Source organism: Hansschlegelia quercus (assembly GCF_004310425.1).
Lineage (GTDB): Bacteria > Pseudomonadota > Alphaproteobacteria > Rhizobiales > Methylopilaceae > Methylopila > Methylopila quercus.
In genome coordinates this window covers 202829-222819 of sequence record NZ_SIUB01000002.1, presented here as the reverse complement: position 1 = coordinate 222819, position 19991 = coordinate 202829, and the positions used below count along the sequence as shown (strand labels likewise).

19 protein-coding genes are annotated in these 19991 nt (G+C 67.9%); 3 read left to right on the top strand and 16 right to left on the bottom strand.

What is annotated here, in order from left to right; all coding sequences use genetic code 11:
• Nucleotides 1–25 precede the first annotated feature (25 nt).
• Nucleotides 26–2185 carry a methyl-accepting chemotaxis protein gene (locus EYR15_RS05100; protein ID WP_131001819.1) on the top strand — a complete coding sequence of 720 codons (2160 nt, stop codon included), beginning with the start codon at nucleotides 26–28 and terminating at the stop codon, nucleotides 2183–2185.
• Between the two features lie 117 nt (nucleotides 2186–2302).
• On the opposite strand, the gene EYR15_RS05095 is transcribed toward EYR15_RS05100, so the two are convergent.
• From EYR15_RS05095 to eno, 4 genes are all read right to left on the bottom strand, one after another.
• A complete protein-coding gene (locus tag EYR15_RS05095; protein WP_131001818.1) occupies nucleotides 2303–3103 on the bottom strand; it encodes a tetratricopeptide repeat protein in 801 nt (266 codons plus the stop codon).
• On the bottom strand, nucleotides 3090–4814 hold the full coding sequence (gene ilvD / locus EYR15_RS05090) for a dihydroxy-acid dehydratase (RefSeq protein WP_131001817.1): 1725 nt from the start codon (nucleotides 4812–4814) through the stop codon (nucleotides 3090–3092). The genes EYR15_RS05095 and ilvD overlap by 14 nt, the downstream gene beginning before the upstream one ends.
• A gap of 378 nt (nucleotides 4815–5192) precedes the next feature.
• Nucleotides 5193–6161, bottom strand: a complete 969-nt coding sequence (locus tag EYR15_RS05085) for a cation diffusion facilitator family transporter (protein WP_131001816.1) — start codon at nucleotides 6159–6161, stop codon at nucleotides 5193–5195.
• Between the two features lie 65 nt (nucleotides 6162–6226).
• The gene (eno, locus tag EYR15_RS05080) at nucleotides 6227–7510 is read right to left on the bottom strand and encodes a phosphopyruvate hydratase (RefSeq protein WP_131001815.1); all 1284 of its coding nucleotides are present in this window, start codon (nucleotides 7508–7510) and stop codon (nucleotides 6227–6229) included.
• Nucleotides 7511–7653: 143 nt separating this feature from the next.
• Between eno and queF the strand changes: the two genes are divergently transcribed.
• Nucleotides 7654–8100 carry a preQ(1) synthase gene (queF, locus tag EYR15_RS05075; RefSeq protein ID WP_131001814.1) on the top strand — a complete coding sequence of 149 codons (447 nt, stop codon included), beginning with the start codon at nucleotides 7654–7656 and terminating at the stop codon, nucleotides 8098–8100.
• Between the two features lie 41 nt (nucleotides 8101–8141).
• Here queF and der read toward each other — a convergent pair whose 3' ends face one another.
• From der to EYR15_RS05055, 4 genes are all read right to left on the bottom strand, one after another.
• On the bottom strand, nucleotides 8142–9509 hold the full coding sequence (gene der / locus EYR15_RS05070; RefSeq protein WP_131001813.1) for a ribosome biogenesis GTPase Der: 1368 nt from the start codon (nucleotides 9507–9509) through the stop codon (nucleotides 8142–8144).
• 54 nt (nucleotides 9510–9563) lie between these two features.
• Nucleotides 9564–9791 carry a hypothetical protein gene (locus tag EYR15_RS05065; RefSeq protein ID WP_245498158.1) on the bottom strand — a complete coding sequence of 76 codons (228 nt, stop codon included), beginning with the start codon at nucleotides 9789–9791 and terminating at the stop codon, nucleotides 9564–9566.
• Between the two features lie 46 nt (nucleotides 9792–9837).
• The gene (locus tag EYR15_RS05060) at nucleotides 9838–10509 is read right to left on the bottom strand and encodes a tetratricopeptide repeat protein (protein WP_131001812.1); all 672 of its coding nucleotides are present in this window, start codon (nucleotides 10507–10509) and stop codon (nucleotides 9838–9840) included.
• Nucleotides 10510–10621: 112 nt separating this feature from the next.
• Nucleotides 10622–11191 carry an NnrU family protein gene (locus EYR15_RS05055; RefSeq protein ID WP_131002392.1) on the bottom strand — a complete coding sequence of 190 codons (570 nt, stop codon included), beginning with the start codon at nucleotides 11189–11191 and terminating at the stop codon, nucleotides 10622–10624.
• Nucleotides 11192–11337: 146 nt separating this feature from the next.
• Between EYR15_RS05055 and EYR15_RS05050 the strand changes: the two genes are divergently transcribed.
• Nucleotides 11338–11760, top strand: a complete 423-nt coding sequence (locus EYR15_RS05050) for a L,D-transpeptidase (RefSeq protein WP_131001811.1) — start codon at nucleotides 11338–11340, stop codon at nucleotides 11758–11760.
• Between the two features lie 13 nt (nucleotides 11761–11773).
• On the opposite strand, the gene EYR15_RS05045 is transcribed toward EYR15_RS05050, so the two are convergent.
• The 8 genes from EYR15_RS05045 to EYR15_RS05010 form a co-directional block, all read right to left on the bottom strand.
• Nucleotides 11774–12118 carry an ArsC family reductase gene (locus tag EYR15_RS05045; protein ID WP_131001810.1) on the bottom strand — a complete coding sequence of 115 codons (345 nt, stop codon included), beginning with the start codon at nucleotides 12116–12118 and terminating at the stop codon, nucleotides 11774–11776.
• 118 nt (nucleotides 12119–12236) lie between these two features.
• On the bottom strand, nucleotides 12237–12965 hold the full coding sequence (locus EYR15_RS05040; protein ID WP_487326345.1) for a DUF72 domain-containing protein: 729 nt from the start codon (nucleotides 12963–12965) through the stop codon (nucleotides 12237–12239).
• Nucleotides 12956–14518, bottom strand: coding sequence for a glutamine-hydrolyzing GMP synthase (guaA, locus tag EYR15_RS05035; protein WP_131001809.1), 1563 nt, complete (start codon nucleotides 14516–14518; stop codon nucleotides 12956–12958). The genes EYR15_RS05040 and guaA overlap by 10 nt, the downstream gene beginning before the upstream one ends.
• Nucleotides 14519–14594: 76 nt before the next feature.
• Nucleotides 14595–14858 (bottom strand): hypothetical protein, encoded by a 264-nt coding sequence (locus tag EYR15_RS05030; protein WP_131001808.1) that lies wholly within the window; start codon nucleotides 14856–14858, stop codon nucleotides 14595–14597.
• 51 nt (nucleotides 14859–14909) lie between these two features.
• Nucleotides 14910–16202, bottom strand: coding sequence for an RsmB/NOP family class I SAM-dependent RNA methyltransferase (locus tag EYR15_RS05025; RefSeq protein ID WP_131001807.1), 1293 nt, complete (start codon nucleotides 16200–16202; stop codon nucleotides 14910–14912).
• A 4-nt stretch (nucleotides 16203–16206) separates the two neighbouring features.
• A complete protein-coding gene (locus EYR15_RS05020) occupies nucleotides 16207–16635 on the bottom strand; it encodes an MAPEG family protein (RefSeq protein WP_131001806.1) in 429 nt (142 codons plus the stop codon).
• Between the two features lie 89 nt (nucleotides 16636–16724).
• Nucleotides 16725–18218, bottom strand: coding sequence for an IMP dehydrogenase (guaB, locus tag EYR15_RS05015; protein ID WP_131001805.1), 1494 nt, complete (start codon nucleotides 18216–18218; stop codon nucleotides 16725–16727).
• A 175-nt stretch (nucleotides 18219–18393) separates the two neighbouring features.
• Nucleotides 18394–19953, bottom strand: coding sequence for an OpgD/OpgG family glucan biosynthesis protein (locus EYR15_RS05010; RefSeq protein WP_245498156.1), 1560 nt, complete (start codon nucleotides 19951–19953; stop codon nucleotides 18394–18396).
• Nucleotides 19954–19991 lie beyond the last annotated feature (38 nt).

Sequence of the window (19991 nt, the reverse complement as noted above, 5' to 3'; positions counted from 1 at the left end):
CAGCCCTTCTCCCGGAACGCTTCCTGTGCCCAACCTTTCAACGCTCAAGGTGCGCCTCCCCGCGACGACCATCGGGCTCGCGCTTGTCAGCGCGGCCCTGATGGGCGGCATCAGCTGGTATTCCGCGCGCAGCGGAATGATCGACGAGACCGGCGAGCGTCTGCGCTCCGCCGCGAACGCGCGGGTTGAGGCGATCGAGCTGATCGCAGCCCGCGCCCGGGCCGACTTCCTGTCCGCCGCGGCCCATCCGCTGATCCAGCAGAACTTCGGCGACATCGCGGAGAATCTTGACCCGGCGCGGCCGGATTATCAGACGCTTGTCGACCTGTTCCGCAAGCCCGAGACCGTCGAGCAGCGCGTCGCGCTGGATGGGCTCGACACCAACACGACCTATGGCCGGCGCCACGCCAAGGTGCAGGAGGTAGGCCGCCGGCTGGTGAGCGAGCACGGCTACGCCGACCTCCTCTTCCTGAACAATGACGGGCGCGTGGTCTACACCGCGACCAAGAGCGCTGATTTCGGCCTGTCGGTCGCCGACAGCGAACTGTCGACGTCCGGCCTCTCCAAGATCTTCGAGCGCCTGAAGGCGCAGGAGAGCGAAGACCTGGTATCGCAGGATTTCGCACCCTATCCGGTCGGCGGGCCTTCCGCTTTCATAGGCAAGGCGGTCAGCCGCAAGGCGAACGTCGCGATGGGCTCGACTCAGTCGAACGAGCGCATCGGCTATGTGCTGATGCGGATGGCGCCCGCATTGTTCGATCAGACGCTTTCGAAGCGGGTCGGCCTCGGCGATACGGGCGAGACGATGGCTGTCGGTCTCGACGACGGGCTGCTGCGCAGCAATCCGCCGCTCGCGGCCGGCGCTGCGAAGGCGGGCGACCCCGCTTCGAAGCTCGGCGTTGACGCTGGCGGCCTGAAGAGCGGCGCGCCGTTCGAGTTCGCGCGCGACGGCGTGGACCGCATGGCGGCCTCGGCCAGCGTGGACGTTTTCGGCGGCCGTTGGGCGGTCCTGGCGGAACAGGCGAAGAGCGAGGCGACGGCTGCGGCCGACGCTCTGACGCGCCTTCTGGCGCTGTCAGCGGCCGGCGTGCTGGCGCTGACCGCCCTGCTCGGCATGCTGCTCGCCCGATCGATCGTCCGTCCGCTCGGCGCCCTCACCCGCGCCTTGCAGGCGCTCGCCGCTCGTCAGGAAGTCGCCGAGGTCGCCGGCAGCAGGCGCAAGGACGAGATCGGCGACATCGCCCGTGCGGTCGCCATCATCCGCGACGTTTCGCTCGAGGAAGCTGCGGAGCAACTGAAGACCACCGAAGCCGCCCGCATGCGTGAGGAGACCGCCCGCCGCGCCATGCTGCGCGACCTCGCGGACCGGTTCGAACAGTCCGTCGGCGGCATCGTCTCGCGCGTCGGCGTCTCCATATCCGGCCTACAGACCGCGTCGGGCGCGATGCGCACGACCGTCGACGGCGCCGCGGAGCGCTCCTCATCGGTCGCGATAGAGGCCGAGCGCACGGCGGCCAACATCAACGCCGTGACCTCGGCCGCGCAGGAGTTGGCCGACACGATCAGCCATATCGGCTCCCGCGTCGAAGAGGCGGCGTCCATGTCCTCCTCCGCAGTCGAAGGCGCGGCGCAGGCGGAGAGCGTGATCGCTACGCTTGCAAGCGCCGCGACGCGGATCGGCGACGTCGTTGGTCTTGTCTCCGAAATCGCCAATCAGACCAACTTGCTCGCTCTCAACGCCACGATCGAGGCAGCGCGCGCAGGCGAGGCCGGCCGCGGCTTCGCGGTGGTTGCAGCCGAGGTGAAGGCGCTCGCTGGCCAGACCGCCAAGGCGACGGCCGAGATCGGTCAGCACGTGTCGTCCATCCAGCAGGCGACGGGCAGCGCATCCGGCGCGATCCGCACGATCACCGGCCAGATTCAGGCGATGAACGAGGTCTCGACCGCGATCGCTTCGGCGGTGGAGGAGCAGACCGCGACGACGCAGGAGATCGTGCGCAGCATGGGCCACGCCTCTGCAGGCTCGACCGCGATGACCTCCGACATCTCGGAGGTCGCTCAGGCGGCAGGCGATGCAGGGCTGGCGGCGGGTGACGTCGCACGCGCCACTGACGACCTTCTTGGCCAGTCGCAACAGCTCGCGGCGGAAGTCGAGCACTTCCTCGGCAACGTCCGCGCGGCCTGAAAAGACAGGTCGGGCCGGCCTAGTCCAAAAAAAAGCGCCGCCGTCATTCCGGACTTGTCCCGGAGCAACGGCGGCGCGCTCATCCTTCCTGGGTATTTCCGTCGGAAAGCGACCGCCTCAGCGGTCCTTGTTCCAGGCCGCGACATAGGCGCCGGCGGTCTCGCGGTCCTCATCGGAGGCTTGCGCGTTTGCTTCCTCGTAAAGCTGGCCGATCCAGCGGTCGCCGGGGCCCGCGGCGTTGTTGGCGAGCGTCAGCCACATCAGGCCGCGGGCGCGCTGGCGCGGCACCTGGATGCCGTTGAACAGCATGCGGCCGAGCACCGCCTGCGCCTCGCGCTGACCCTTGTTGGCGGCGAGACCGAGCCAGCGCGCCGCCTGTCGCGGATCCTTCTCGCCGTCCGGCCCGTCGATATACATGCGGGCCAGATTGTACTGCGCGTCCGGGTCGCCGAAATACGAGGCGGCGTAGGAGAACATCTCGCGGGCGCGCGAGGCGTCCGGCTTAATCGGGCTGTTCGGCACGCCGTCGAGATAGTAATTGCCGAGCGCCACGAAGGCGTTGGCGACGAAGCGCGACTGGTCGGTGTAGGGCTCGTCGTCGGCGTGCGCGTTCGCGACCTGGCTGAAATAATCGAACGCCTTGGCGTCGTCGCGCTCGACGCCGTCGCCCTCGGCGTACATGCGGCCGAGCTTCCACTGCGCCATGGCGTGTCCGCGCTTGGCGGCGTCGAGCAGCGAGGTCACCGCCGCGGCCTTGTCGCCCGCCATATAGGCGCGGGCGCCCGTCTGGAACGCCTGATAGGGCGAAACCTGTTCTTTCTTCTGCCCGGCGCCTTCGAATGCGCAGGCGCCGCCGACGCTCGCGACGAAGGTGAGCGCCGCCAAACCGAGAAGGGATACTCGGTCAGACGTCCGCATAGGCGCGCCGCTCGAACTTGGCGCCGGGGTGGGTCACAGCGCCGAACCGCGCGGGACCGACGCCCTGCCCGAACTTCCAGATCGCCCCGGAGCCGAAGCCGTGGTCGCGCGGCTTCCAGTCCTGCCGGCGGGCTTCCAGCTCCTCGTCGCTGAGGGCGACTTCGATCGTGCCCTCCACGGCGTCGATCGTGATGATGTCGCCGTCCCGGATCAGCCCGATCGGGCCGCCGACAGCGGCTTCCGGACCGACATGGCCGATGCAGAAGCCGCGCGTCGCGCCGGAGAAGCGCCCGTCCGTGATGAGCGCCACCTTGTCGCCCATGCCCTGCCCGTAGAGGGCCGCGGTCGTGGACAGCATCTCGCGCATCCCGGGGCCGCCCTTGGGGCCCTCGTAGCGGATGACGAGCACTTCGCCTTCCTCGTAAGCGCGCGAGCTGACGGCCTCGAAGCAGGCCTCCTCGCCGTCGAAGCAGCGCGCCGGGCCGCTGAAATGCTGGTTCTTGAGCCCCGCGACCTTAACGATGGCGCCGTCAGGCGCGAGGTTCCCCCGCAGGCCGACGACGCCGCCGGTTGCGGTGATCGGATCGTTCGCCGGCCGCACCACGTCCTGATGCGGGTTCCATTTCACCGAAGCAAGGTTCTCGGCGATGGTCCGGCCGGTCACGGTGAGGCAATCGCCGTGCAGGAAGCCATGGTCGAGCAGCGTCTTCATCAGCAGCGGGATGCCGCCGACTTCGAACATGTCCTTGGCGACGTAGCGCCCGCCGGGCTTGAGATCGGCGATATAGGGCGTGCGCCGCATAATCTCAGCGACGTCGAACAGGTCGAATTCGATGCCGCATTCATGGGCGATCGCAGGCAGGTGCAGACCTGCATTTGTCGAGCCTCCGGAAGCCGCGACGACTGTCGCGGCGTTCTCCAGCGCCTTGCGCGTGACGATGTCGCGCGGGCGGATGTTGCGCGCGATCAGCTCCATGATCTGCTCGCCGGCCGCCATGCAGAACCGGTCGCGGATCTCGTAAGGCGCGGGCGCGCCAGCGGAGTAAGGCAGCGCGAGGCCGATGGCCTCGGACACGGTCGCCATGGTGTTCGCGGTGAACTGCGCGCCGCAGGCGCCAGCCGAGGGGCACGCCACCTGCTCGAGCTCGTCGAGGTCGTCCGCCGACATGTCGCCGACCGAATGCTTGCCGACAGCCTCGAACAGGTCCTGCACCGTGACCGGCTGGCCGCGGAAAGAACCGGGCAGGATCGACCCGCCATAGATGAAGATCGACGGCACGTTGAGGCGCACCATGGCCATCATCATGCCCGGCAGCGACTTATCGCAGCCGGCGAGGCCGACCAGCGCGTCGTAGGAGTGGCCGCGGATGGTGAGCTCAACGCTGTCGGCGATGACCTCGCGGGAGGCGAGCGACGCCTTCATGCCCTCGTGGCCCATGGCGATGCCGTCGGTGACGGTGATGGTGCAGAACTCGCGCGGCGTACCGTTCGCGGCAGAAACGCCCTTTTTCACCGCCTGCGCCTGGCGCATCAGCGAGATGTTGCAGGGCGCGGCTTCGTTCCAGCAGGAGGCCACGCCGACCAGCGGCTGGTGGATCTGCTCCTTGGTGAGGCCCATCGCGTAGAGATACGAACGATGCGGCGCGCGCGCCGGACCTTCCGTGACGTGCCGGCTCGGCAGTTTCGTCTTGTCGAAGACTTTCGCGTCCATTCCGCCCAAATTCCTTCGGGGCGATACGCGCCCCTTTCCGTCGTTCCGGCGGGCGGCCTGGGCCTCCTGCGACGGCGCTCTAGGCCGAGGCAGGAAGGATTCGGAACGCCACGCGACCCGCTGTGGTTGGAACGACCCGGCCCCCCGGCCCGGCGTTACTCGATGGCGAAGTTCTTCAGCGAGTTGAGTGACGTAATAGTCCCGTCTTTGTGGCTGAATGGCGGCGATTACGGCCAATGAACATGGCCTGAACGCCACGTCGTGACCGATGTTGCCGTTATGCCACTGGGATTCCGACCGAAGCGGCGATGGCGCGCCGGCGCTCGTCACTTCGTCGATATGCGCGATCCGACGAGGCGAGCGAGCTGCGCGCCAGCCTCACACCACATGCGCCGGCGCGAGCGGGCATTCGACCCCTTCGATCTCTACCTGCAGCGTAGCGTGGCCGATCGAGAATTGGCGGCCGAGCGCCTCGCAGACGTCCCGCAGGAAGGCGTCGCCCGGATGGCCTGCCGGCATCACGAGATGCGCGGTCAAAGCGGTCTCCGTCGTGCTCATCGGCCAGACATGCAGGTCGTGCACCTCCACCACGCCATCACGGCCCTGCAGGAAGGCCAGAACCTCCTGCATCGGCATGTTCGGCGGCGCGGCGGCGAGCGACATCGTCACGCTGTCGCGGAGCAGTCCCCACGTGCCCCAGAAGATCAGCGCCGCGATGGCGAGACTGACGGCGGGATCGAGCCAGAGCCAGCCGGTGTAGAGGATCACGAGGCCTGCTACGACGACGCCGAGCGAAACCGCCGCGTCCGCCGCCATGTGCAGGAAGGCGCCGCGGACGTTGATGTCTGACTTGCCGCCTTTCATGAACAGCAGCGCCGTGGCGCCGTTCACCGCAATTCCGATCGCAGCCACGATCATCACCACGCCGCCTGACACTGGCGACGGCTCGGCGAACCGGCGGATGGCCTCGAACGCAATCGCGCCGATCGCGACGAGCAGGAACAGCGCGTTGAACAGCGCCGCAAGGATCGACGAGCTTTTCAGCCCGTATGTGAAGCGCTCGCTCGGCTGACGCTTCGACGCGGTCGCCGCGGCCCAGGCGACGAGCAGGCCGAGCACGTCGGAGAGATTGTGCCCGGCGTCCGCGAGCAGCGCCGTCGAGTTCGCCACGAAGCCGTAAGCCGCTTCGACGAGCACAAACCCGGTGTTGAGCGCGACGCCGATCGCGAAGGCGCGCCCGAAATCGGCGGGAGCGTGGGCGTGGCCATGGCCGCCATGGCTGGCGCCATGGGCATGGCCGTGATCGTGGTCGTGATCATGGCCATGTTGATGATCATGGACGTTCATCGTCAGGCTCTCCCGGGTCCTGGCGACCCTTAGCCGGAGAGCCCGACGTTATGCTAGAACGCCACTCAGCGGAGCGCCTTTAGAGCGCCCCGACCGGCGTAGATCGCCTGAGGGCCGAGCTCCTGCTCGATGCGGAGAAGCTGGTTGTACTTCGCGACCCGATCGGAGCGGGCGAGCGAGCCGGTCTTGATCTGCCCGCAATTGGTGGCGACCGCGAGGTCGGCGATGGTCGCGTCCTCGGTTTCGCCCGAGCGGTGCGACATCACGGCCGTGTAGGCGGCGCGGTGGGCCATGTCGACGGCGGCGAGCGTCTCGGTCAGCGACCCGATCTGGTTGACCTTGACGAGGATCGAGTTCGCCACGCCCTTCTCGATGCCCGTCGAAAGACGCTCGACATTTGTGACGAACAAATCGTCGCCGACGAGCTGCGTCTTGGTCCCGCAGAGTTCGGTAACGGCCTTCCAGCCCTCCCAGTCGTCCTCCGACATGCCGTCCTCGATCGAGGCGATCGGATAGTCGTTGACGAGCTTGGCGAGGTACTCCGCCTGCGCTTGCGGGTCGCGCGTGGCGCCTTCGCCCTCATAGACGTACTTGCCGTCCTTGAAGAACTCGGTCGCGGCGCAGTCGAGTGCGAGGAACACGTTCTCGCCGGGCTTGTAGCCGGCCTTCTCGATCGACTTCATGACGAAGCCGAGCGCCTCTTCCGCCGACTTCAGATTCGGCGCGAAGCCGCCCTCGTCGCCGACATTGGTGTTGTAACCGGCATCCTTGAGCTGCTTCTTGAGCACGTGGAAGATTTCCGCCCCGCAGCGCAGCGCCTCCGCGAAGGTCGGCGCGCCGACCGGCATGATCATGAATTCCTGGAAGTCGATCGGATTGTCGGCGTGCGCGCCGCCGTTGACGATGTTCATCATCGGCACAGGGAGCGTGCGGGCCGAGGTTCCGCCGACATAGCGGTAGAGCGGCTGGCCTGCGGCTTCCGCCGCGGCCTTCGCGACCGCGAGCGAGACGCCGAGGATGGCGTTCGCGCCGAGCCGCGCCTTGTTGGGCGTGCCGTCGAGCTCGATCATCGTCTCGTCGATCTTGACCTGATACTCGGCCTCGAAGCCGCCGATCGCGTCGAAGATCTCGCCGTTCACGGCGTCGACCGCCTTGGTCACGCCCTTGCCGCCGTAACGCGACGTGTCGCCGTCCCGCAGCTCCACGGCTTCATGCGCCCCGGTCGAGGCGCCCGAAGGAACGGCGGCGCGGCCGAACGAGCCGTCCTCGAGCGTCACGTCCACTTCGACGGTCGGGTTGCCGCGGCTGTCCAGGATTTCGCGGGCGACGATGTCGACGATGGCGGTCATGGCGCTGGACGCTCCAACTTTGAAAATTAAGGCGCGGCAGCTCTATCCCATGGTGCGCGCGCGGAAAAGCGCCGCGGAGGTCGCGGCGGCCGGCCATCCGTCGTAGATGACGCCGCAAAGACCTGACAGGAGCAGCACCTCCAATGACCGACCTGCAACTGGGCCGTGACGTCGGCCTGCCCGCGAGCCCCGAGACCGCGTCGCTGGACCGGGTGCCGAACCCGCATCGCGATGTCGACTACGTCGTCCGCTTCGCCGCGCCCGAGTTCACCTCGCTCTGCCCGGTGACCGGCCAGCCGGACTTTGCGCATCTCGTGATCGACTACGTGCCGGACGAATGGCTGGTGGAGTCGAAGTCGCTGAAGCTGTTCCTCGGCTCGTTCCGCAACCACGGCGCGTTCCACGAGGACTGCACGGTCGCTATCGGCAAGCGGCTGATGGAGACCCTGAAGCCGCGCTGGCTCCGCATCGGCGGCTATTGGTACCCGCGCGGGGGCATTCCGATCGACGTGTTCTGGCAGACGGGAGACGCGCCCGCGGGCGTTTGGATCCCGGACCAGGGCGTGCCGTCCTATCGCGGGCGGGGGTGAGGGAAGAACGCGCTTCCCTGCGCGCACCGAGACGCCCGCCCCTACTTCTTCCCGTAAGGGTTCTCCGCAGCCCTGAAATTCACCCGGATCGGCGTGCCCGGCAGGTCGAACGACTCCCGCAGCGAATTCACGAGATAGCGGACGTAGGAATCCGGCAGCTCGCTGGTCCGCGTGCCGAACAGCACGAAGGACGGCGGGCGCGCCTTCGCCTGGGTGGCGTAGCGGATCTTGATGCGTTTGCCCGAAACCGCGGGCGGCGGGTGGCGTTCAAGCGTCGCCTCCAGCCAGCGATTGATTGCGGCGGTGGGCACGCGCTTGTTCCAGACCTCGTGGGCCTTGACCACGGTCTGCATCAGCCGGTCGACGCCCTCGCCGGTCTCGGCCGAGAGCGTCGCGAGACCCGCGCCCTTGATCTGCGGCAGGAGGCGATCGAGCGCCTCACGGGCGTTCGACAGCGCCGATCCCCGGTTCTCCACCAGATCCCACTTGTTCAGCCCGAACACGATCGAGCGGCCCTCGCGCGACACGAAGTCGGCGATCGACAGGTCCTGCTTCTCGAACGGCACCTCGGCGTCGAGCAGCAGCACCACGACTTCGGCGAATTTGATCGATCGGATGGCGTCCGCGACGGACAGCTTCTCCAGCTTGTCGACCACGCGAGCGCGCTTGCGCAGGCCCGCGGTGTCGACGAGGCGGATCCTGCGGCCGCGCCATTCCCAGTCGACTGAGACGGAATCGCGGGTGATGCCGGCCTCGGGACCGGTCAGCATGCGGTCGGAGCCGATCAGGCGGTTGACGAGCGTCGACTTGCCGGCGTTCGGGCGCCCGACGATCGCGATCCGCAGCGGCGGTTCCTCGCCCTCCTCCGGCTCGTCGTCCTCGGCATATTCCTCAGGGATGACGAAGTGCGGCTGCAGCGCGTCATAGAGGTCGCCGAGCCCCTCGCCATGTTCAGAGGAGACGGGAATGGGGTCGCCGAGGCCGAGCGAATAGGCCTCGTAGGCGGCGGTCGCGCCGCCGCGGCCCTCGGCCTTGTTCGCGAGCAGGATGACAGGCTTGTGCGAGCGCCGCACGAGGTCGGCGAAGCGCTCGTCGTCGGCGGTCAGACCGGCGCGTGCGTCCGTCATGAACAGCACGACGTCGGCCTCAGCGATCGCGGCCTCGGTGCCTGCGCGCATCCGCGCCTGCAGCGAGCCGTCGGCGGCATGCTCAAGGCCGGCTGTGTCGACGATGCGGAAGTCCAGGTCGCCGAGCCGGCCGTCTCCCTCACGCCGGTCGCGCGTCACGCCGGGCTGGTCGTCGACGAGCGCGAGGCGCTTGCCGACGAGGCGGTTGAACAAAGTCGACTTGCCGACGTTCGGCCGGCCGACGATCGCCACGACGACGAGGGGAGCGGCTTGATCTGACATGGATGACGCCCTCCCCGGCGCCCGGACCGCGCCGGGCGGCCGTGAGGCGGCCGATCAGGCCAGGTTGCGAGCGCCGTCCAGCGGCAGGGCGGTCAGCGGCTGCGGCACCGTATCGGGTGGCGTCGGGGCGACCTTCGGCACCGGGCGGCGCTCGCCCGGCAGCGGCGTCTTCTTCTCGGCGAAGGGGTTCATGCCGGAAAGCGTGTCGCAGCCGGCGAGGCTCCCCACCACGAGGAGGGCAAGGCCGAGACGAAGCGGTTTGGCGAAGCGACGGTCGATCACGGATACTGTCCCCGATGGCGCCCGCAATACGCGCGGGCAGGCTAGATCAATTGATCGGTTTGGCCGGAGCCTCGGCGGCGGCGGCCGGCGGAAGCACGGACAGCATGAGGTCCGCGCGCTGGCGGGTCGCGCCGGGGGCGTCGGCGTCCGCGACGATCGCCTCGAACTGCTTGCGCGCCTCAGCGGCGTCGTTCGCCTTGTAGGCCGCAAGGCCGATCGCCTCGCGGGCAAGCGTGCCCCATTCGTTCGAACCGACGAGCGGCTCCGCGAGGCGCTTCACCTCGTCGAGCCCGGCTGCGTCGACGCCAAGATAGGCCGCCCGCGTGCGCGCCGCGTCGCGTAGCATGGGATCGGACGCGCTATCGGCGATCGCCTGGTAGAGCTTGAGAGCGCCCGGCTTGTCGGTCTTCGACAACTCGTTTGCCTCGCGGAAGCGCGCAAGCGCCGCATAGCCCTCCGGCCCGGTTGCACTGATGGCCGCGAAGGCGGCGCGGGCCTCCTCGGCCTTGCCCTCCTCGGCGAGGCGCGACGCCGCTTCATAGCGATCGCCGGCTTCCGCGGCCTTGCGAGCCTCGTAATATTCATAGCCGCGCCATGCGGCGACGCCGACGATCACCAGCGCCGCGGCGAGCACGATCGCGGTTCCGTAGCGGGCCCAGATCGCCTTCAGCCGGTCGCGGCGCAGGTCTTCCTGGATCTCGTGGTAGATGTCGCTCATCGCCGTCCGGTCATGGGTCTTTGCGCGCAGGAGCGATCGAGCCCTTGCACGCGGGCCGGCACCATAGCGAGGGCGCCCCGCGCCCGCAAACGGTTTACGGCGGGCTGACCGCCTAGAAGCGGAACGCGGGAACGCCGATCAGGATCGGGTGGAGGAAGGTCCCGAACAGGCCGTAGAGCACGGTTCCGATCACGAGGGCGACGACGTCGTTCTGCCAGGAGGCGGGCTGAGGCGCCCTGCCCTCGCGCCGCTCCTGCCGCTTCAGGCCGATGCGCGCGATCACCGCCCAGGCGAGGAACGAGCCGAACAGCAGGATGCTCTTGAGATCGCCGTTCGCGACGAGATGCGCGGAGGCCCACAGCTTCACCGCCACGAGCATGGGATGCTTGAGCTTCGCGCGGATGTGCCCCGGCAGATAGGTCGCGACGAGCAGCACGAAGGCCGGCCACATCAGCGTGATCGGTATGTGCCGCGTCCAGCCCGGCGGGTCCCAGACGGGGACGAACGGTCCGTATCTCCAGCCGAGCAGAATCAGCGCCAGCCCGAGCGCGGTGATCAGCGCATAGGCGCCCTTGTAGGCGGGCTCTCCCACCCGCGCGACCAGCCGGCTGCGAACGCCGCGAGCGCGCGTCACCAGATGGCCACCGATGAACAGGACTAGGCCGAGTACGAGGATGAGCATTCCGAGCGCCTTCATTTGGAGCCGCTCTTAACTATCCGGCGCGACAGCGGCGCGCCAGACGCAAGCTGGATTCGACACCTCGCCTCATTTACGCCACAGTTCGGCAGCGCCCGAGGCGGGGTTGGGGCGCGTCGGGGATCAGCGTCATGCGTCGTTTCGCCTTTGGCCTCGCTCTCGCGGCCGCAACTCTTCTGCCGTCATTCGCTCAGGCCACGGTTGTCGCGACCATCAGCCTCTCGCGCCAGCGCGCGAACGTTTCAGTGAACGGCTTCCCGACCTACTCCTGGCCAGTCTCCACAGCGCGCCGCGGCTACGTCACGCCGACCGGCTCCTACCGGCCGATCCGCACGGAGAGGATGTGGTATTCGCGGAAGTACGACATGTCGCCGATGCCCTATTCGGTGTTCTTCCGCGGCGGCTACGCCGTGCACGCTACGGGCTATGTCCGCTCGCTCGGGCGCCCCGCCAGCCATGGCTGCGTGCGGCTTCATCCGGTGGCCGCAGCGACGTTCTACCGGCTTGTGCAGCAATACGGCATGGGCAACGCGCGGATCGTCATCACGCAGTGAGGCGCAACGCTCTTCAGCCGAACGCCTTGCCGTAATCTTCCGGCTTGAACCCGACGATCAGCGCGCCGCCGGCGTCGATCACCGGGCGCTTGATCATCGACGGCTCCGCGAGCATCAGCGCAATCGCCTTGCGCTGGTCGAGCCCCTGCTTCTGGGCGTCGTCGAGCTTGCGGAACGTCGTGCCCGCTTTGTTGAGCAGCGCCTCCCAGCCTACCTTCCTCGCCCATCCGGAGAGGGTGGCTTCGTCGATCCCGGACGCCTTGTAATCGTGGAAGGCGTAGGCGACCCCGCGGCTGTCGAGCCAGGCCCGGGCCTTCTTCATGGTGTCGCAGTTCTTGATTCCGTAGATCGTGACCATGAGCGTTCCGCCTCCGTGTAAGCGCTCAGAACGCCGAGCGCGGAGGTCGCAGGCGGGAGCATCGCACAACTATAGACAGACTCGCGCCCGGCAGGCGCGCCATTCGCGACGTCGCGGTTTATAATCCCGTGAAAGTCAGCGCATTGCCGAGCGCGGCGCCGGAGGCGGTGTTGTCGAAGACGCACCAGGCCGGCGCCGTCGCGAGATCCTCCTCTACCCGTTTGCGCAACGAGACGAGCGCCGCCTCGTCGTAATCCGAGTAATAGAGCCGCGGCGAGCCATGCCAGCGATAGTATCGCAAGCCGCCCCAGCCGCCCGGCTCGTCCGCGCCGGGCGCAGGCGCGGGATCCGCCGCCACGCGCGCGATCTGGCGTTCCGCCAACCATTCGTCGGCCTCGGGCGTGAACCAGTCGTCGTGGCGAGGCTCGAACGCGATCGTGGCGTCGCCGACAGCGCGCAATTGATCGAAGAAGTCCCCCGCCGTCGCTCTGTCGGCCTTCGAGGATCGCGGAAGCTGGACCAGCAGCACGCCGAGCTTCTCGCCCAGGCCTGCGACTTCCGACGCGAACGCGTCGATCAGAGATGCGCAGTCGACCAGCGCACGCTCGTGGGTGATCGCCTTCGAAACCTTGACCGAGAACCGGAAACCCTCAGGCGTCGACTGCGCCCAGCGCTCATAGGTCTTGTGCTGGTGCGCCCGGTAGAAGGACGAGTTGATCTCCACGGCGTTAAGGCGGCGGGCGTAGCGCTCGAGATGCGTTCCCGGCCCCGGAACCGCCTCGGCATAGCGCGATGCCACGCTCCAGCCCGCGGTTCCGACGAAGAGATCGCCTCGTCCTATTCCCACTCGATCGTGCCGGGCGGCTTTGAGGTCACGTCGTAGACGACGCGGTTCACGCCGCGGACCTCGTTGATGATGCGGGTCGCCGCGCGGCCGAGGAAGTTCATGTCGTAGGGGAAGAAGTCGGCCGTCATGCCGTCGACCGAGGTCACGGCGCGCAGCGCCACGACATATTCGTAGGTGCGACCGTCGCCCATCACGCCGACGGTCTTCACCGGCAGCAGCACCGCAAAGGCCTGCCAGATCTCGTCGTAGAGCCCCGCCTTGCGGATTTCGTCGAGATAGACGGCGTCGGCCTGGCGCAGGATGTCGAGCTTCTCGCGGGTGACGCCGCCGGGGCAGCGGATCGCGAGGCCCGGACCCGGGAAGGGGTGGCGTCCGACGAAGGTCTCAGGCAGGCCAAGCTCGCGGCCAAGCGCCCGGACCTCGTCCTTGAACAACTCGCGCAGAGGCTCGACGAGCTTCATGTTCATGCGCTCGGGCAGACCGCCGACATTGTGGTGCGACTTGATCGTGACCGAGGGGCCGCCGGAGAACGACACGCTCTCGATGACGTCCGGGTAGAGCGTGCCTTGCGCGAGGAAGTCCGCGCCGCCGATCTTCTCGGCCTCGGCCTCGAAGACGTCGATGAACAGCTTGCCGATCGTCTTGCGCTTGACTTCGGGGTCGTCCACGCCGTCGAGCGCGGAGAGGAAGGTGTCGCTGGCGTCCACATGGACCAGCGGGATGTTGTAGTGGTCGCGGAAGAGACCCACGACCTGCGTCGCCTCGTCCTTGCGCATCAGGCCATGGTCGACGAACACGCAGGTCAGCTGGTCGCCGATCGCTTCGTGGATCAGCACCGCGGCGACGGAGGAATCGACACCGCCCGACAGGCCGCAGATGACGCGGCTCTGGCCGATCTGGGCGCGCAGCTTCCCGATCGTCTCATCGCGATAGGCCGCCATCGACCAGTCGCCCGCGCAGCCGCAGATGTTGCGCACGAAGTTTTTCAGCACCTTGCCGCCCTGCGGCGTGTGCACGACCTCGGGATGGAACATCAGGCCGTAATAATGCCGGGTCTCGTCCGCGATCGCGGCGTAGGGCGCGTTCTCGGAGATGCCGATGATGCGGAAGCCTTGGGGCATCTGCGTGATGCGGTCGCCGTGGCTCATCCACACGACGTTCTTGCTCTTGTCCTCCCAGACCCCCGTGAAGAGCAGAGACGGCGCGACGACGTTCAGGTCCGCGCGTCCGAACTCGCGGTGATGCCCGCTTTCGACCGTTCCGCCGAGCTGCTCGGCCATGGTCATCTGCCCGTAGCAGATGCCGAGCACGGGAACGCCGCTATCGAACACCGCCTGCGGCGCGCGGGGCGTCCCGGTCTCGGCGACCGAGGCCGGACCGCCGGACAGGATCACGCCTTTCGCGCCATAGGTGGGAAACACCTCTTCCGCGAGATTGAACGGCACGATCTCGCAGTAGACGCCCGCCTCTCGCACCCTGCGCGCGATGAGCTGGGTCACCTGAGACCCGAAATCGATGATCAGGATGCGGTCGTGCGTCTGGTCGGCGGTCATGGCGAGTGACGTACTCCGCCGAACCACAGGCCGCAACGCGCGAGAACGCGCGTCCCGTCGATAATCCGACCTGCGATCAGAGTCGTCCGCCGCTTTCCGGCGTCGGCGCCGGCGCGCTGTTCGCGACAGGACTGCAGAACGTGGGGGCCTCGGTCGCGCCGAGGCGGCCAGCGAGCTTGCCACAGCCCCAGTCGCGGAACGGCGTCGGCAGCATGGGCGCGATCGTGGCGGCGATCCGGTCGTTCGAGCTGGTTCCCCAGTTCACGTAATAGAACCAGTACCCTGCGACGAGCACGACCACGAGGCCGATGATCTGAAGAAGCCCGCTGATCCCGCGCATAAACCGTCTCTCCGCCGCCTTGGACCCGAAATGGACCCGGCGAGCCGTGGGTCAAGTCCGCCTGAGGGTGGCGATGAAGAAGCCGTCGGTGTTCGAGCGCTTGGGGCTAAGCAGCAGGGCGTCGCCGGCGGCGTTCGCATAAGCGCCCAGCACCGGCGCGCCGGCGCCCACCGCCGCCTCGACGGCCCGAGCGGACCGAAACTCCGGATGCCGGGCGATGAAGGCCGCGAGCCGATCCTCGTTCTCCTCCATCAGCAAGGAGCACGTCACGTAGACCAGGCGCCCGCCTGGCCTGACCAGCGGCGCCGCGACGTCAAGCGCGGCGTCCTGCTCGAGCATGCGCTGTTCGAGCGATGTCGGCCGCATGCGCCATTTGGCGTCCGGATTGCGCCGCCATGTGCCGGCGCCGGTGCAGGGCGCGTCGACGAGAACGAGGTCGGCCTTGCCCTCAAGATCGGCCAGCACGTTTGCCTCGCCGCGCGGGCTGCGGATCTGCAGGTTGCGCACGCCTGCGCGCGTCGCCCGCTCGTTCAGCGGGCTGAGCCGGCGGATGTCACTGTCATGGGCGTAGATCTGGCCGCGGTTGTTCATGGCGGCGGCGAGCGCAAGCGTCTTGCCGCCAGCGCCCGCGCAAAGATCGACGACCTGTTCGCCGGGGGCGGCCGCAGCGATCATCACAGCGATCTGCGATCCCTCGTCCTGAACCTCGACCAGCCCCTTCTGATAGGCGGGCTCCGCCTGCACCGGTGGTCCGCGGCCGTCGTCCGTGAGCGGGACGCGCACGCCGAAGGGCGACAGCGGCGTTACCTCGGCCTTCAGATGGGCGAGCGACCGCAACGCCTTTTCCCGGTCGCCTTTCAGCGCGTTGACGCGGAGATCGAGCGGCGCGCGCTGACTGAGCGCCGCGCCCTCCTCCGCCCTTGCGTCTCCGAAGACGCGGGCGAGCGGAGCGTCGAGCCAATCGGGATAGTCGCCGCGGACATGTGCGGGAGCGCCGTCGAGCGAGCCGGTCGCCATCGCTGCGCGCTCGGCCTCGAACGGCGGCGCCGGCGCATGCGGGGTTGCGGCGAACGACGCGCCGAGCGCATCGAGCTCCGCGCCGCGGATGAAGGCGAGCGCGCCGAGCACGAGCGCGCGAGGGCTGTCCGCGCCCATCCGCCACGCGAGCGAGGAGCGCGCACGAAGCGCGTCGTAGACGAGGCTCGCGATGCGGGCGCGGTCGCCGGACCCGGCGAAACGGTGCGCGCCGCCCCAATCCTTCAGGGACTGGGCGACCGGCCGGTGACGCTCGACGATCTCGGTCAGGACCTCGATCGCGGCGAGGGCGTGGGCGGCTGGCGTCATGAGTTCAGATTTCGGCTGCGAGAAGAATGCGCACCGCGAACACGGCCCACATGATCAACAGCACGATCGCCCCCGCAGCGAACAGTCCGAAGCGGATTCTTAGCCGGTTCTTCGACGTGTGCTCGAAGGCGTGCAGCCAGCGAAGAACCACGAACACCCAGGCGAGAAGCACGAAGAGGAAGTCCGCCTTGCGCGTGATGATCACGAGAGGGACCAGCGCGAAGAACAGGACCGGCAGCTCGAACTGGTTGTGATAGGCGTCGGAGACCTGCTGCGCCTTGGCTGGCCAGCCATAGTTCCGCTGCGAGCCCGGCCGCACTTCCACCGCCTTCGCGCGTACGGCCTTGGTCCGCACGCCGCCCATCCAGAACAGCAGCACGAAGGTCAGAAGCGCCTGCGCGAAGACGGGAGCGAGGACGGCGGGAAGGGTCATGTGGGCCTCTCAACGGGACGGAATAAACAGGCCGCCCGGCTGACGGACCAAGAGGTCGATGGTCGAAGTCCGGCTGGCGACGCTTCCGCCTACACCATGCTCGGATAGTTGGGGCTCTCGCGGGTGATCGTCACGTCGTGGACGTGACTTTCGCGCAGCGACGCGCCGGAGATGCGGACGAACTTGGCCTTGTCGTGCAGCTCGGGGATCGTCGCGGCGCCGACATAGCCCATGGCGGCGCGCAGGCCGCCTGCGAGCTGGTGAAGCACGGCCCCGACTGGGCCCTTGTAGGGCACCTGCCCCTCGATGCCTTCCGGCACGAGCTTGAGCCGGTCGTTGACCTCGGCCTGGAAGTAGCGGTCCGCGGACCCCTGCGCCATCGCGCCGACCGAGCCCATGCCGCGATACGACTTATAGGAGCGGCCCTGGTAGAGGTAGACTTCGCCTGGGCTTTCGTCGGTGCCTGCGAGCAGCGAGCCGACCATCACGGCGTCGGCGCCGGCGGCCATCGCCTTGGCGAGATCGCCGGAATATTTGATGCCGCCATCTGCGATCACCGGCGTATCGGCGGCCTTGGCGACCTCGACCGCCTCCATGATGGCGGTGAGCTGCGGCACGCCGACGCCCGCCACGATGCGCGTGGTGCAGATCGAGCCCGGCCCGATGCCGACCTTGACCGCGTCGGCGCCCGCGTCGATCAGCGCGCGCGTGGCCTCGCCGGTCGCGACGTTGCCGGCGACGATCTGGACCTCGTTCGACAGTCGCTTGATGCGGGCGACGACGTCGAGCACGTGCTGTGAATGGCCGTGCGCGGTGTCGACCACGATCAGGTCGCAGCCGGCGTCGATCAGCGCCTCGGCGCGCCCAAAGCCCTTGTCGCCGACGGTGGTCGCGGCGGCGACGCGGAGACGCCCCTGCGCGTCCTTGTTGGCGTTGGGGTTTGCGACCGCCTTCTCGATGTCCTTCACCGTCACCAGGCCGACGCAGTGATAATTGTCGTCGACCACCAGCAGTTTCTCGATGCGGTTGGTGTGGAGCAGGCGCTTGGCCTCCTCCTGGCTCACGCCGTCGCTCACCGTGATGAGGTTGTCGCGCGTCATCAACTCGGAGACCGGCTGGCGCGGATTGGTCGCGAAACGCACGTCGCGGTTCGTCAGGATGCCGACCAGCTTGCCGGCGCGGCCGTTCGGGCCGCGCTCGACGACGGGGATGCCGGAGATGCCGTTGCGCTTCATCAGGTCGAAGGCTTCGGCAAGCGTCTGGTCGGGGGCGATGGTGACGGGATTCACCACCATGCCGCTCTCGAACTTCTTGACCTGCCGGACCTCTGCGGCCTGCTCCTCGTCGGTGAGATTGCGGTGGATCACGCCGATCCCCCCGGACTGCGCCATGGCGATGGCGAGGCGCGACTCGGTGACCGTGTCCATCGCGGACGAGATGATCGGGATGTTGAGCGAGATCGTCCGCGTGACGCGGGAATGGAGCTTCGCCTCGCCGGGCATGACTTCGGAGAGGCCGGGCCTCAACAGCACGTCGTCGAAGGTAAGGGCTTCGCTTCCCAGAACGTCGTCGATCCTGGCCATGCCGAACCTCCTGCAACGGATGTGCGCGTCAGCGCCCGGCGCCGCCTGATCGGCGTCCGGCCCCTCGAGCGTCTGCGGAAACTGCCGCAGGCGGGTTGGGGAAGTTGGCGCGGACGTTTAGCACGCGCGCCGCCATAGGCAAACGAATGTCAGGGATGCGTCGCGGCGCGTTCCCTCATTCCTTCCGCACCCACGGAAACACCCAGCTCTCCGTCAGCGTTTCCTCGCCGACCTTCAGCGTTCCGCGCAATACGGCTTCGGTGTTCGGCTGGCCGATCTCGTGGTCGAGGAAAAGCCGGAAGCCGTCGATCTCGGGGTTCGGCACGACATAGGCGGCGGTGATCTTGCCGGTGGAGGCGGAGGTCTCCGTTACCACCCGCTTCGGGTCGTCCAGCCAGTAGCCGAGCTCGCCGCCCGCAAAATCCACCACGAAGCGGCGGACATGCGACGGCGCCGGATTGGGATCGCCGGAGGCGCGCGCCTCGGTGACGAAGGTGTGGATCGCGCGCGCCTTCGGCGTCAGCCGCTCGGCGAGCTTGAGCGAACGGATCACATAGCTGAACCGCAGCATCGAGCCGGCCTTGGGCTGCGCGTCCGGGACCCAGTAGGCGACGACGTTGTCGAAAGTCTCGTTGTTCGTCGGAATCTCGACGAGCTCAACCCGACCGGGACCCCACTTCCCCTGGGGCTCGATCCAGTAGCTCGGCCTCAGATCGTAGCGGACCTCGAGGTCCTGATAATGCTCGAACAGGCGGTCGCGCTGCAGCAGGCCGAAGCCGCGAACGGCCGGATCGGGAAACGACGTCTTGCGCAGCGCCTCCGGGTTGACGAGCGGCCGCCACGTCCATTCATCGTTCGCGCCATAGACGAGAAGCCCATCCGAATCATGCACTTCCGGCCGGAAGCCGCGATATTGCGCGCGGTCGTTCTCGCCGTAGAAGAACATCGACGTCAGCGGCGCGACGCCGAGCTTCGCGATGTCCCTGCGTGGGAACAACGTCGAGCCAACCGCCACCGTGGTCTCGCCGCCCGGCGTGATGACCATGCGATAGGCGCCGGTCAGCGACGGCCCGTCCAGCAGCGCGTGGACGACAAGCTCGCCGGTGCCCGGTCTCGGCTCCTCCACCCAGAATTCTCGGAACTCGGGAAATTCCTCGGGCTCAGCCTCGCCCGTCCCGATCGAGATCCCGCGCGCGGAGATGCCGTAATGCTGGCCCTGTCCCAGCACCCGAAAATAGCTCGCGCCGAGGAACACTCCGAGTTCGTCGACGACGGTCGGCTTGTTGAGCGGGTAATGCAGCCGAAGCCCCGCGAAGCCGAAATCGATCGGCAGACGGCCCTGCAGCTTGGTCTCGCCGAAGTCGAACAGCGAGGCGTCGTATGGGATTGGCGCCGGCACGCCGTCCCGCACGAGGTTCACCGTCACGCCCCCCTTGTAGAGGAAGCCGCGGTGGAACAGCTGCATGCGGAAGTCGCTCTTCGTCTTGGCGAAGAACGCCTTTTCCGGCCTGAAGCGGATGGCGCGGAAGGCGTCGAACGACAGCTCGCTTAGCGCCTTGGGCAGCTCCGTCGAAGGCGGCTGGAACGGCTGCTGCGAGAGCTGGCGCGCGCGTTCAATGACGATTCCGTGGTCGAAGATGACCGCTGGGTTCTGCGCGTTCGCTGCGACGGGAGCGACGAGCGCCGCGCCGCCTGCCCCGATGAGCGCGACCGTATCGCGACGGCTGAAGATCACTGACACAAACTCCCGCATGCCCCGATCGGCATTGTATC